This is a genomic window from Mesorhizobium sp. WSM4822 (genome assembly GCF_055811155.1).
In genome coordinates this window covers 38,637-51,784 of sequence record NZ_JBVVQM010000007.1, presented here as the reverse complement: position 1 = coordinate 51,784, position 13,148 = coordinate 38,637, and the positions used below count along the sequence as shown (strand labels likewise).

Annotated in this window: 12 protein-coding genes and 1 tRNA gene; 6 read left to right on the top strand and 7 right to left on the bottom strand. The window is 61.6% G+C overall.

What is annotated here, in order from left to right; genetic code table 11:
- The first annotated feature begins 83 nt into the window (after positions 1 to 83).
- On the top strand, positions 84 to 1,325 hold the full coding sequence (locus AC0L3E_RS17145) for an MFS transporter (protein ID WP_127273376.1): 1,242 nt from the start codon (positions 84 to 86) through the stop codon (positions 1,323 to 1,325).
- A gap of 78 nt (positions 1,326 to 1,403) precedes the next feature.
- A complete protein-coding gene (gene rnd / locus AC0L3E_RS17140) occupies positions 1,404 to 2,555 on the top strand; it encodes a ribonuclease D (protein ID WP_127272735.1) in 1,152 nt (383 codons plus the stop codon).
- A 49-nt stretch (positions 2,556 to 2,604) separates the two neighbouring features.
- On the opposite strand, the gene AC0L3E_RS17135 is transcribed toward rnd, so the two are convergent.
- The 5 genes from AC0L3E_RS17135 to AC0L3E_RS17115 all read right to left on the bottom strand — a co-directional run bounded on the left by AC0L3E_RS17135 (position 2,605) and on the right by AC0L3E_RS17115 (position 5,992).
- Positions 2,605 to 3,024 carry an MAPEG family protein gene (locus AC0L3E_RS17135; RefSeq protein ID WP_128309185.1) on the bottom strand — a complete coding sequence of 140 codons (420 nt, stop codon included), beginning with the start codon at positions 3,022 to 3,024 and terminating at the stop codon, positions 2,605 to 2,607.
- A 37-nt stretch (positions 3,025 to 3,061) separates the two neighbouring features.
- A complete protein-coding gene (locus AC0L3E_RS17130) occupies positions 3,062 to 3,685 on the bottom strand; it encodes a hypothetical protein (RefSeq protein ID WP_127269488.1) in 624 nt (207 codons plus the stop codon).
- Positions 3,636 to 5,138, bottom strand: a complete 1,503-nt coding sequence (guaB, locus tag AC0L3E_RS17125; RefSeq protein ID WP_127269487.1) for an IMP dehydrogenase — start codon at positions 5,136 to 5,138, stop codon at positions 3,636 to 3,638. Before guaB ends, AC0L3E_RS17130 begins: the two co-directional genes overlap by 50 nt.
- 156 nt (positions 5,139 to 5,294) lie before the next feature.
- Positions 5,295 to 5,750, bottom strand: coding sequence for a PIN domain-containing protein (locus tag AC0L3E_RS17120; RefSeq protein ID WP_473605238.1), 456 nt, complete (start codon positions 5,748 to 5,750; stop codon positions 5,295 to 5,297).
- Positions 5,747 to 5,992 (bottom strand): type II toxin-antitoxin system prevent-host-death family antitoxin, encoded by a 246-nt coding sequence (locus tag AC0L3E_RS17115; RefSeq protein WP_127269485.1) that lies wholly within the window; start codon positions 5,990 to 5,992, stop codon positions 5,747 to 5,749. The genes AC0L3E_RS17120 and AC0L3E_RS17115 overlap by 4 nt, the downstream gene beginning before the upstream one ends.
- Positions 5,993 to 6,279: 287 nt before the next feature.
- Between AC0L3E_RS17115 and AC0L3E_RS17110 the strand changes: the two genes are divergently transcribed.
- A complete protein-coding gene (locus AC0L3E_RS17110) occupies positions 6,280 to 7,701 on the top strand; it encodes an MFS transporter (RefSeq protein ID WP_128363055.1) in 1,422 nt (473 codons plus the stop codon).
- Positions 7,702 to 7,770: 69 nt separating this feature from the next.
- Here AC0L3E_RS17110 and AC0L3E_RS17105 read toward each other — a convergent pair whose 3' ends face one another.
- Together AC0L3E_RS17105 and AC0L3E_RS17100 are read right to left on the bottom strand one after the other, a co-directional pair.
- Entirely contained in the window at positions 7,771 to 8,568 is a 798-nt protein-coding gene (locus AC0L3E_RS17105; RefSeq protein WP_473605237.1) for an RlmE family RNA methyltransferase, read from the bottom strand.
- Between the two features lie 22 nt (positions 8,569 to 8,590).
- The gene (locus AC0L3E_RS17100) at positions 8,591 to 9,949 is read right to left on the bottom strand and encodes a Ppx/GppA phosphatase family protein (RefSeq protein WP_292459018.1); all 1,359 of its coding nucleotides are present in this window, start codon (positions 9,947 to 9,949) and stop codon (positions 8,591 to 8,593) included.
- A gap of 376 nt (positions 9,950 to 10,325) precedes the next feature.
- On the opposite strand from AC0L3E_RS17100, the gene AC0L3E_RS17095 reads away from it, so the two are divergent.
- The 3 genes from AC0L3E_RS17095 to AC0L3E_RS17085 all read left to right on the top strand — a co-directional run bounded on the left by AC0L3E_RS17095 (position 10,326) and on the right by AC0L3E_RS17085 (position 13,136).
- Complete coding sequence (locus AC0L3E_RS17095) at positions 10,326 to 11,258, top strand: lysylphosphatidylglycerol synthase domain-containing protein (protein ID WP_473605236.1); 933 nt, start codon at positions 10,326 to 10,328, stop codon at positions 11,256 to 11,258.
- 176 nt (positions 11,259 to 11,434) lie between these two features.
- Positions 11,435 to 11,508: transfer RNA gene (locus AC0L3E_RS17090), tRNA-Gln, on the top strand.
- 428 nt (positions 11,509 to 11,936) lie between these two features.
- Entirely contained in the window at positions 11,937 to 13,136 is a 1,200-nt protein-coding gene (locus AC0L3E_RS17085; RefSeq protein WP_473605234.1) for a GmrSD restriction endonuclease domain-containing protein, read from the top strand.
- The last annotated feature ends 12 nt before the right edge of the window (positions 13,137 to 13,148 follow it).

Here is a 13,148-nt window from a genome sequence, read left to right as displayed (position 1 = left end):
TCCCTGTTGGCGCAGGGAATTGCTGCTGGCGTTGGCCAGGGCGATGGTCCAAGAAGGGATCACCGACACGTGATCGCCTCTTCATGTCCTCCATCCGCCCGATGATCCCGCTTCTTCTCGCCGCCGGCATCCTGCTCGGCGGCAATGGGCTGCAGAGCACGCTGATCGCGCTGCGCGGCGCGCAGGAAGGGTTTTCGGCTTCCGACATCGGCCTGATGGGCACCTTCTACTTCGCCGGCTTCCTGCTCGGCTGCCTGGCCATCACCCGCATCATGAAGGCGGTCGGCCATATCAGGGCATTTTCGGCGCTGGCGGCAATCGCCTCGGTCGGCACCTTGCTCCTGGTGCTGGTCATCGATCCGGTGATGTGGTGCGCGGTGCGCCTTGCTGGCGGCTTCTGCTTCGCCGGGCTGTTCACCATCGTCGAAAGCTGGCTGAATTCCGGCGTCGGCAATCACGACCGGGCACGCGTGCTGGCGATCTACCGGATGGTCGACATCGGTTCGGTGACATCAGCCCAGTTCCTGATCCCGGTCTTCGGCGCCGGCGGTTTCGCCATCTTCGCCATCATGTCGATGATGATCACCTTGTCGCTGGTGCCGGTGTCGCTCGGCGACCGCTCCAACCCGGCACCACCCGAAGAGGTCAAGCTCGACCTGGCGCGCGTCTGGCGGATTTCGCCGCTGGGCTGCTTCGGCTGCATCGCCGTCGGCGTCACCAACAGCGCCTTTCGCACCTTGTCGCCGGTCTATGCCGAGCAGATCGGCATGTCGGTCGCCGATGTCGTCACCTTCGTCAGCGTCGGCATCTTTGGCGGCGCCATCATCCAGTATCCGCTTGGCTACCTCTCCGACCGCTGGGACCGGCGCCGCGTGCTCTTGATCACGACCTGCTGCGCGATGCTTTCGGCGCTGGCGCTGGTGTTCATCGCCGGCAGCAATCCGGCGCTCAACTTCATCCTCATCTTCATCTTCGGCTGTTTCGCCATGCCGCTCTATTCGCTGTCGGCGGCGCATTCGAACGATCGCGCCGACACGGGCGAGTTCGTGCTGATCAATGCGGCGCTGATGCTGTTCTATTCCTTCGGCGCCATTGGCGGCCCGTTCGCCGCCTCGACGGCGATGCAATATTTCGGACCGGGCGCCCTGTTTGTATTCAGCGCGGTGGTCTATGCGATCTTCATCGCCGTCATCCTTTACCGCATGCAGGCCCGGTCCGGTGTGCCGGCAGGCAGGCGCGGCCGCTTCACCGCGCTTCTGCGCACTTCGACGGTTTTCGCGCGGCTGGCCAGGAGAAACGACGATTCCGATGGTCCGGGAACCTGATGATGGCGGTGCCAAAGCTTGACGAAAGCCCCGGCGGCTGAAATCTAGGAAGACCTTACTCCTGTCAAAAGCGATTTGATGCACGTCATCACCACCCAGAAAGAACTCGAGACCGTTCTCGCCGCTTTCGAAAAGTCGGATTTCGTCACCGTCGACACCGAATTCATACGAGAAACGACGTTTTGGCCGATCCTGTGCCTCATACAGATGGCCGCACCCGGCGTGACGGCGTTGATCGATCCGCTGGCTCCCGATATCGACCTGAAGCCGTTCTTCAGGCTGATGGCCAACGAGGCGGTGGTCAAAGTCTTCCACGCCGCGCGGCAGGATATCGAAATCATCGTCCACCTCGGCGATCTGGTTCCGCATCCGGTGTTCGACACGCAAGTGGCGGCGATGGTCTGCGGCTTCGGCGACAGTGTTTCCTACGATCAGCTCGTGCAGCGCATCACCGGTGCGCGGCTCGACAAGTCATCGCGTTTCACCGACTGGCGCCATCGGCCGCTTTCCGACAAGCAGCTCGACTACGCGCTGGCCGACGTCACGCATCTCATCGAGGTCTATCAGCACCTCAGCGCCGAATTGGAGCGGGAAAACCGCGCCCATTGGCTCAACGAGGAGATGGAGGTGCTGACCTCACGCGAAACCTATGATCCGCATCCCGAGGACGCCTGGAAGCGGCTGAAGATGCGGCTGCGCAAACCGCAGGAACTGGCGATCGTGCAGGGCGTTGCGGCGTGGCGCGAGCGCGAGGCGCGCGAACGCGACGTGCCGCGCGGCCGCGTTCTGAAAGACGACGCGATCTACGAGGTGGCGCAGCAGGCGCCGCGCGACGCGGCAGCCCTCGGCAAGCTGCGCACGACGCCGAAGGGCTGGGAGCGCTCGTCGACGGCAACGGCGCTGCTTGGCGCGGTCAACACCGCGCTTGCCTTGCCCAAGGAAGAGATGCCGAAACTGCCAAAGAGTTTCCAGCCGCCCGAGGGCTCGAGCGCCGCGGCGGAACTGTTGAAGGTGCTGCTGCGGATCGTTGCCGAAAAGGAGGGCGTCGCTTCCAAGGTGCTGGCCTCCAGCGACGACATCGACCGTATCGCCGCCGAGGGCGAGGAAGCCGACGTACCGGCGCTGCAAGGCTGGCGGCGCGCGGTGTTCGGCGAGGCCGCGCTCAAGCTGGTACGCGGCGAGATCGGCATCAAGTTCGACAAGCGCAAGATCGCGGTGTTCGACCTTTAGGCGAACGGACTTCCCTTCTCCCCTGTGGGAGAAGGCAGAAGCGCTCTGCTCAGACCGCGCCGAGCAGGTGCAGCGCGAACCAGATCCATCCCAGCAGGAGAATCACCGCACTGACGAAGAATGACCGGCTGCGCAGCAGCAGATTGTTGCTGGTCAGGTGAATCCAGGCATGGAAATAGCGGGACGCGACGAAGATCCACATCAGCGCCAAGGTCAGATAGTTGACGCCGTTGGTCAGGTGCAGCGTCAGGCACAGCACGTAAAACAGCACCGGCAGTTCGAACTGGTTGGTGAGATTGGCGGCAACGGTGACGCTGGAGGCCGGTTCGGCCGAACGCACCTTGAACTGACCGGCCTTCGCCTCGCCTGACCTTATTGCGCCGTATCTGCGACGACCCAGGACGCAGTAGACGATGTAGATCAGCAGCACATGCGCGAGAACGGGCCAGAAGATCGTGGTCTGGTTCATCAAGTGCCCCCTGCCCGGTTGGCCTTCGCGTGCGGCATCAGGCCTGGCGTTTCTGGCCCGCCAGCCAGAAGGCCGCGATGACGATCACCGGTATGGCGAAAAGCGCGAATTTGGTGACGGTGAGCGCCGAGGCGAAAGACAGCGAGTCCGGGTTGGCCGACAGGAAATCGGACAGAAGCCGCGCCACCGCAAAGTTCTGAACGTAATGTGCAAGCGTGTAGGGAAGCACCAGGACCAACGCGAAAATCGACTGCAGCTGCGCCGGCAGCACGCGGAAAGCCTTCAATCGCCGGCCGGTGGCCAGGATGAGGCTGACCAGCGTGACCGACAGCAGCGCCGGGAACAACAGGTCGAAGGTCAGATAGTGCCAGACGAGAATGATCTCGCCGCCGCGCCGGCCGAGCGCTGTCAGCCAGGCCATGCCTTCGTCCGGCGTAAACCCTAAAATGCGCATGTCGAGCGACGGCAAGCCGCCGCTCAACTGGCGGAAATAGAAGAATTCCAGAGCCGTCATGGCGATGAAAACCACCGCCGACAGGAAACAGAGCGCGCCTGCGTGGCGAGACAGCCGCAGGATCGTTGCCGTCAGGTTCCGCCCGAGCCCGTACTGGTCAGGCTCCACCGGGATAGTTCGGGCTTTCGCGGGTAATCGTGACGTCATGGGCGTGGCTTTCACGAAGTCCGGCATTGGATATGCGCACAAAAGTGGCGCGCTCGCGGAAATCGGCAAGGTCGCGGCCACCAACATAACCCATAGCGGCTTTCAAGCCGCCCGCAAGCTGGTGCAGCACGCCAGACACAGGTCCCTTGTAGGGAACCTGCCCTTCGATGCCTTCCGGAACCAGTTTCAGCGTGTCGCGCACCTCGGCCTGGAAGTAGCGATCGGCGGAGCCGCGGGCCATCGCGCCAACCGAGCCCATGCCGCGATACGCCTTGAAGGAGCGGCCCTGGTGCAGATAGACCTCGCCGGGGCTTTCGTCGGTCCCAGCCAGCAGCGAGCCGATCATGGCGGCACTTGCGCCGGCGGCGAGCGCCTTGGCGAGATCGCCGGAATATTTGATACCGCCATCGGCGATAACCGAGACGCCGGATTTGTGCGCCGTCTCGACCGCCGACATGATCGCCGAGAGCTGCGGCACGCCGACGCCGGCGACGATGCGGGTGGTGCAGATGGAGCCCGGACCGATGCCGACCTTGACGGCGTCGGCACCGGCGTCGATCAGCGCCTGCGTGCCCGCGGCGGTGGCGACGTTGCCGGCCAGGATGCGAACCGAGTTGGAGAGTTTCTTGGCGCGCGTCACCGCGTCGAGCACGCGTTGCGAGTGGCCATGCGCGGTGTCGATCACCAGAAGGTCGACGCCGGCATCGATGAGACGTTCGGCGCGTTCATAGCCGTCATCGCCGACGCTGGTGGCCGCGGCGGCGCGCAAGCGGCCCTGTGCGTCCTTGCTGGCGTGCGGGTTGAGCTGCGACTTCTCGATGTCCTTGACGGTGATCAATCCGACGCAGTTGCCCTGCCTGTCGACGACAACCAGCTTTTCGATGCGGTGCTGATGCAGAAGCCGCTTGGCCTCGTCCTGGTCGACGTTCTCCTTGACCGTGATCAGGTTGTCACGGGTCATCAGCTCATGGACCTTCTGCGCCGGATCGGAGGCAAAGCGCACGTCGCGATTGGTCAGGATGCCGATCAGCCGCCCGACCTTGTGGCCGCCAGTGCCACCATTCTCGACCACCGGAATGCCCGAGATCGAATAGCTGCGCATCAGGCCCAGCGCGTCGGCGAGCGTCGCGTCGGGGCCGATGGTGACAGGATTGACCACCATGCCGGATTCGAATTTCTTGACCTGCCGCACCTGCTCGGCCTGTTCGGCCGGCGAGAAATTGCGGTGGATGACGCCAATGCCGCCGGCTTGGGCCATGGCGATGGCGAGCCTGGCCTCGGTGACGGTGTCCATCGCCGCCGAGAGGATCGGCACGTTGAGGTCGATGTCGCCGGCGATGCGGGTGCGGACATCGGTCTCGCCGGGCATGACCTCGGAATGGCCGGGCTGCAGCAGCACGTCGTCAAAGGTCAGCGCCAATGCGCCGGTGGACGTTTCGATGATTTTTGCCATGGCCAGTCCCTTGAATATAAAACGCGGTGGGGGAATACAAAAAAGCGCTGGACCGGAATGGACAGCGCCGACTCGTTTCTTCCCTTTCAGGATTGGCGCTGGCTGGTACCACGTCCAAGCGCCGATGAAAAGCCGATCGTCTCGGTGTTTCGCGTTCTATCCAGAAGACTCCCCCAAGAGAGCATTGAGCAGAACGTGACGCGGCGATGCGAAAGGGCTGACGACAGTTACCCCACCCCATGTGAAGCCATCTTGCAGGTCTTCCGAAAGGAGCATCCGACAACCGGTTTGGGAAGCGGTGGACAGAATGACCGCGTCCCAAATGCTGAAGTGGTGGTCCGTAGCCAGATCAGCCGCCATCTTCATTACGTCTTGCACTGTCGCGGCAACTGGAAACGCGTCGCGCCAGCCCAGAAGGGCATCCCGGGCTTCTACAGGCGGTCTTCCGGCCTTGCGGACGAGAACGTTGTACAGCTCACCAAGGACCTGAACAGGAATAACAGCAGCCTCTTGCGGTAGGTTGCGCAGCAGTTCAAGAACAATATCGCGCTTCTCGGCACCGTTGACCCCTTCCGCGCAGGCAAGGACATTGGTGTCGAGCGCAACCTTCATCGCTCGTCCTCGTAGAGCTCGCCACGGGTCCAGCGCCCGACATCCAAAACAGGCTGGCGCTCGAGGCGCGACAACAACGCTACGCGCGAGCGGGAAGCCACACCCTGCTGTCGATCGGCGGGCACTATTCGCGCGACCGGGCGTCCGTGACTGGTCACGACGTAGCTCTGTCCTTCGCGAACACCGCGCAGGATGAGAGAGAACTTGCGGTTGGCATCGGCTGCCGAAACGGCTTCTTCCATGACAAAGTCCATATAGTAGTTATATACACTACAATAATGTGACACATCGCCATTCGCAAGCTATTCTTTGCTGCTTGGCCAGCGCCTGGAGACGGAACGAGAAGACCTTGGCCGTCCCGGCAGTTCTGATTTAGGCACGGCGGCAGGCCAAGCGAACTGCCTGTCTCCCCGCAGTCGCACAAAAGTGACAGCAAATTAATGCGACATCAGAGCCGGCCCATGATAACCGCCCTGCATGTTGGCTTGCCTCCCGGTCAACCGTAAAAGAATCAAGTCGGACGCGTTTTGTGAACCGCACCATCCCGCTCATCCTGGCGGTCGCCCTTTTCATGGAAAACATGGATTCGACCGTCATTGCGACATCGCTGCCGGCGATCGCCGTCGACATCCACACCAGTCCGATCGCGCTCAAGCTGGCGCTGACTGCCTATCTGGTGTCGCTGGCGATCTTCATTCCGATCAGCGGCTGGATGGCAGACCGTTTCGGCGCCAAGAATATCTTTCGCGCCGCGATCGCGGTCTTCATCGTCGGGTCGATCGCTTGCGCCCTCTCCGGCTCGCTGCCGGCTTTCGTGGTGTCGCGCTTCCTGCAAGGCATCGGCGGCGCCATGATGACGCCGGTTGGGCGTCTGGTGCTGGTGCGCGCGACACCGAAAAGCGAACTCGTCGCGGCGATGTCCTGGCTGACCGTTCCGGCGCTGGTCGGGCCGCTGGTCGGACCGCCGGTCGGTGGCTTCATCACCACCTATTTCACCTGGCATTGGATTTTCCTGATCAATGTGCCGATCGGCGTGGTCGGCATCTGGCTGGCAACACGTTTCCTGCCGGAGACCGAACCCGCGCAGACCCCGCCACTTGATTTCATCGGCTTCGTGCTGAGCGGGCTGGCGGCATCCGGCGTGGTGTTCGGCCTGTCGGTGGTCAGCTTGCCATATCTGCCGCCAATCGTCGGTGTCACCACCGTAGCGGTCGGCCTACTGTCGGGCGCGCTCTATCTGCTGCATGCGCGCCACGCCAAAAACCCGCTGCTGGCGCTCGAACTGTTCCGCAACCAGGTGTTCCGCTCCTCGGTGCTTGGCGGCGGACTGTTCCGCATCGGCATTGGGGCTGTGCCGTTCCTGTTGCCGCTGATGTTCCAGATCGGCTTTGGGCTGACGCCATTCCAGTCCGGCATGATCACCTTCGTCTCTGCAATCGGCGCCATCGGCATGAAATTCGTCACCGCGCTGATCTTCCGCGTCGCCGGCTTCCGCCGCGTTCTGGTTATCGGTTCGCTGGTCGCCGCCGCATCGATCGCCATCAACGGGCTGTTCACACCCGACACACCTTATCTCCTGATGCTGGCCATGCTGCTCGTCGGCGGCTTCATCCGATCGATGTTCTTCACTGGCGTCAATGCGCTCGCCTATGCCGAGGTTTCGGCTGAAGACACCAGCAAGGCGACGCCGATTACAGCGGTGTTCCAGCAGTTGTCGGTCGCGCTCGGCGTGGCGCTGGCCGGCGGAATCCTGGAAGTATCGACGTCAATCCATGGCGGCCCGCTGTCGCTGGACGACTTCCACATTGCCTTCTTCATCGTTGCAGCGGTCTCGGCGGCGGCATCGCTATCCTTCGTCCGGCTGGCACCCGACGCCGGCAACGCCATCTCCGGTCACGGCCGGCTGACAACACCGAAGACGCTGGAGACGGTAAGCCCACCCGGCAACTGATGGCAGCTACGCTTCGGCCTCGCCTTCTGGACGGCCCGATTCGCCCGACGGCGGACCGGCGGTGCCCTGTCAGTCGTCGGCGCCCCCCGGCCCTTCGCTATGGCTCCGGGCGCTCGAGGCCTTCGGAACGTCCACTGGACGTTCCGATCCGCCTGACGGCGGACCGGCCTCTCGCCCCTTGAAGTCCTTGGCCAGCAAATAGAGCTCGACCGATTCATCCCGCGACGCCGGCGGCTTGACGTGATGGACGGAGCGGAAGTTCTTCTTGAGCATCGAGAGCAGCTCGTTTTCGGCGCCGCCCTGGAAGGTCTTGGCGAGGAAATGCCCACCCGGCTTCAGCACCGACAGCGCAAAATCGGCCGCCACCTCGCACAGATGCATGGTGCGGATATGGTCGGTCCGCTTGTGGCCGGTGGTCGGTGCCGCCATGTCGGACAACACGATATCGGGATCGCCGCCCAGCGCCTCGGCCAGCTTTTGCGGTGCTGCCGGATCGAGGAAATCCATCAGCAGCACCGGGGCGCCTGGCACGGCGTCCATTTCCAGATAGTCGATGCCGATGACATGCGGCTTGTCGGCCGTCGATTTCGTCCGCGCGGCGGCGACCTGGCACCAGCCGCCGGGGGCGGCGCCGAGATCGATCACCTTCATGCCGGGTTTCAGGAGATGATGCTTGTCGTCGATCTCGATCAGCTTGTAGGCCGCGCGCGAGCGATAGCCGTCAGCCTTGGAGCGCTGGACATAGGGATCGTTGATGTGGCGCTGCAGCCAGCGGCGCGACGATTCCTTCAGCCCGCTCTTCTTCTTGATCCGCGTCTTCAGCACACGAATGCTGGCTGATCCTGGTTTTTCCGGTTTCTTGGTCATTGCTTATTTCTTCGGTTCGGGCTCACGCTCTGCCACGCCCATCGTTGCGCCAGACGCCATCATCGGCCATCAGTTCGCTCAAAATACCTTCGCGCAGGCCACGATCGGCGACTCGCAGCCGCTCGGATGGCCACACGGCGCGGATCGCCTCGAGGATAGCACAGCCGGCCAGCACCAGATCGGCGCGATCGGCACCGATGCAAGGATTGGCGCAGCGCTGCTGGAAATCCCAGCCAACCAGCCGTTCGACCATGCGGTCGACGCTGTCGCGGTCCATCCACAGCCCATCGACACGGCGGCGATCGTAGCGCTCGAGCTCAAGGTGGACACCGGCCAGCGTCGTCACGGTTCCGGACGTGCCCAGCAGATGGAAATTCGGACTGGCCTTGAGATGGCTCAGCCGATCGCGACCGTCGAAGCTGGCCAGCCGGCCGGCAACGTCGTCGACCATGGCGGCGAAGATCTCGCGCGTCACCGTGCGGCCACCAAAGCGCTCGGCCAGCGAGACGACGCCGACCGGCAGCGACGTCCACGACACGATATGATTGGCCAGCCTTGGCGAACGGCGGCCAGCGAGATCGATGAGCGCGATTTCCGACGAACCACCGCCAATATCGAACAGGACGACGCCTTGGGTGTCGCGCTCGACCAGCGAGCCGCAGCCGGACACCGCCAGCCGCGCCTCGGTCTGGCGGTCGATGATCTCAAGCTTCAGGCCGGCCTCGCGTTCGACGCGGTCGATGAACTCGACGCCGTTTTCGGCCGTGCGGCAGGCCTCGGTGGCGATCAGCCGGGCTTTTCTGATCTTGCGGTTGCGCAATTTGTCGCCGCAGATTTTCAGCGCCTCGACCGCGCGGTCCATCGCCGGCTGGCCGAGCCGGCCATTGGCGGTGAGCCCCTCGCCCAGCCGGACGATGCGCGAAAAGGCGTCGATGACGCGGAACTGGCCATGCCGCGTCGGCACGGCGACCAACAGCCGGCAATTGTTGGTGCCGAGGTCAAGAGCCGCAAACACCGGAAGCTCCTGGACCGGCGGCCGACGGGCGCTCTGTTCCGGCCGTGGCACTACAGCGGCGGGCGAGGCCACCGATTCCGACGGTCTGTGGGCCTCCGCCGCCGGGGCACCGGTTTTGCCTGGCGCCGGCGATCGATTCTCCGCGGGACGCACTTCGTCGCGCGCAAAAACCTTGCGCCCGCGCCTTCGCTTGCGCCGCTTCTTGGGCTTGCCTTTGTGGGGTGCGTCGCCCGCCTGCCCGTCCGCGGAGCGGAGCTCCGTCGGGCGGCGTTGCTGCCAGCTTGCATTCCCCGGGCCAGCCGACCGCCGGGAAGCGCTGGACACGCCCACCTCCGGCGCGCTGGCGCCGGTGTCGTGGTCTTCCACTGTCGTTCCTTCCGGCGCCGCGCGAACCTATGATGGACGCAGCAGGCGCTTCAGTGTTTTAAGTTGCCGCCAGACTAACAGCGCCGCGCCCGATCACCAAGAGCCGCGTGCCGAATTTTGCCGGCAGGCCGCAAACCGCCGTTCCGGGGCGGCCGCGTAATGAACCCGCACGCCGCAGTTGCCGGCGCTACGCCTGCCGGCACCTCTTTCGGCCGCTCACTGCGGCAAATCTAGCCGGCCGACGCTGCGACAAGGGTTCGCGGTTGAATAGCCGGCTTCGATGAGGCATTTCTGAAATGAGCGGAAGAATCCGGCAAAGCCGGCCTCCCACCAGCCACGAAAAGGAAGCGGACCCGCAACGCATGGCAGTCAGGCAATGAACTGGAGACGCTATTTCTGGCCGGTTGTCGGCATCGCTGCCGTGATCTTCTCGCTGCTGCTGCTCTGGCACGAACTGCGCGGCGTTTCGCTCGACGACGTCTGGGACGGTATCACGGCCATTCCGACCCGGGGTTGGGTTCTTGCCGCGCTGAGTTCGATCATCGCCTATGCCTCGCTTGCCGGCTACGATCACATCGCGCTCCTGCATATCGGCAAGCGCGTGTCGTGGCTGTTCGTCACGCTGTGCTCCTTCACCACCTATGCGCTGTCGCACAACATTGGCGGTTCGGTGTTTTCCGGCGCCGTCATCCGCTACCGCGCCTATGGTACCAGGGGCCTGACCGGACAGGATGTCGGCGTGCTGGTGGCGGTCTGCTGGATCACCTTCGTGCTGTCGACGATTTTGGCCTCGGGCCTGGTTCTGGTGTTCGAGCCTGAGATACTCGACCGGTTTTCCGGCATCGCCCATCATGGCCTGTCGGAAGCGGCCGGCATCGCGATGCTGCTGCTCGTCGCCGCCTATGTCTTCGGCAGCTGGCTGCATCTGCGCCCGCTGAAGATCGCCAGCTTTCAGCTGCATTATCCGGCGCTGCCGATCGTCGCGCGGCAATTGCTGATCGGCCCGATCGAGTTGCTGGCCGCCGCCGCGATCATCTTCTTCGCCCTGCCCGCAGCCCAAAATCCCGGCTACTTCGTCATACTGGGCGTCTTCCTCGTCTCCTTCTCGATCGCGCAGATCTCGCATGCGCCGGGCGGGCTCGGCGTGTTCGAGGTGGTGTTTCTCGCCGGCCTGTCGGACATGGATCCGGTCGGCGTGCTGGCGGCGCTGCTGGTGTTCCGGCTGTTCTACCTGATCATCCCGTTGATTCTGGGCCTGGGCGTCGTGCTGTTCTTCGAACGCTCGCAGTTCAGCCGGACGGAGCCTTGAGGAGCGGGATTGGACTTAGAGCCGCGCGCCCGCATCTGAAGTGTGGCTTCTGAAATCGCCTGACGAAACGTGCCATTGAACCACAGAGCAGGCTTGACTATTTTCCGCTGGCGGCTACAAGGCAGCGCTCACAGCGGCTTGCCCGCTCGGCCCGCACGGTTCATGACCGCGCCTGCTGGGGAATAGGTTAACGGTAGACCCACGGACTCTGACTCCGTTAGTCCTGGTTCGAATCCAGGTTCCCCAGCCAGAACCTTGTTTTTTCAATGGCGCGAATTTGCCTATACCCGCACAAACGGGCGCGCGATGTCGGAAGACAACCAGTTCCTCTTTCGTAGACTTGTGCCGGAACACCTTGAAAGCCGGATGGGCTGCAAGGAGATCTACTGCAACTTTTAGAACCTGGGTGATAAGAACGGCCCAGCAGCGCAGCGACGCGTTTTTGGCTGCCACATAAAGATTGGCAGGGGAGGCTCGGACGGGCGGTCGACGGCGGGACACTTGGATATCTTCAGAACCATGAGGGAATCCCGCGGCTCGCCTCCGGCCATACGACAACACTGCCAAACCGATAGATTTTAGAACCCATGTGTCCGCCCATGCTTCCCATACAGTTGTGCTGTTGCAAATCGACCAATAACCCTGCACGGTGCCACTCAAAGCGTTGAGGATCAATTTATGCCTGATTTTGAAGAAGATGTGGACGAAATTCTCACGGAACAAGAAACGGTTCCAACAACTGCGAGTTCGCTTCCCAAATCTGACAACGAGATTGAGAAAGCGTATGCAGACATTTCCTTTCGCGTCGTATACCAGTCGAACAACTTTTTTCTTCCACAAATTAGTCAATTAATAAACGGACGCGAGGTAATCAATCTACGCCCGGAATATCAGCGTAGACTGCGCTGGTCTCGCCAGAAAAAATCCCTTCTGATCGAATCTCTACTACTAAATATTCCTATACCACCGATATACCTTTTCGAGAGTGATCTAGCCCGCTACGAAGTTATGGATGGACAGCAACGATTGAATGCCATCCACGAGTTTATTGAGAATGATTTCTCACTCAACGGTTTGGAAAAACTAGGTTTCTTGAACGGTCGCAGATACAAACAGCTCCCACCGCTAGTCCGGCGCGGGTTGGACCGCTCAAGCGTCAGTGCAATTGTACTTCTTCAGGAAACTAGATCGGATACCGATGATCCGTACCTTGTTCGACGATACGTGTTTGAACGGCTGAATACTGGTGGAGAAAAGCTTAACCCTCAGGAACTAAGAAATAGTATTTACCGTAGTGACTTTAATAATCTCATCGTTAAAATGGCTAGAAACGACAACTTTTGCACGATATTTGGTATTCCTAAATATACAGAAACAGACGAAAACGAATATTATGAGAACCCAGATCGGCAGAACAACTCACTTTACAGCAAGATGGCCGACTGTCAGATCGTCCTGCGCTTTTTTACCCTTCTAGATGAGAAATATATCATCGGATCAATGAGATCGATGCTGGATAATTGCATGAAGCGCAATATGGCTGCTTCGACTCAGGAGTTGCAGGCACACCGGTCGCTTTTTGAACGGACTATCGAGGCATCCGCCAAAATATTTGGCAATGAAGCATTTCTGCTTCCACCTGATGAAAAGGGTATCCGAAGAATTTCTATCGCGCTTTTTGACGCATTCACAGTCGCCATCGCTAGGCGTGAGCAGCGTATTCAAACATTCATCGATAAGAAGCAGCAGGTTCACGATGCAATTAATCAGTCGCTTGCACAAAACCTGGAGTTACTTACGGGAAAAGCTAATACCGCGGAGTCCGTCAGAGAGCGCATCAAGCATGTCGGCAGCCTCCTTGATGCAATCCCCGCCTAGCGCCGAATCGTT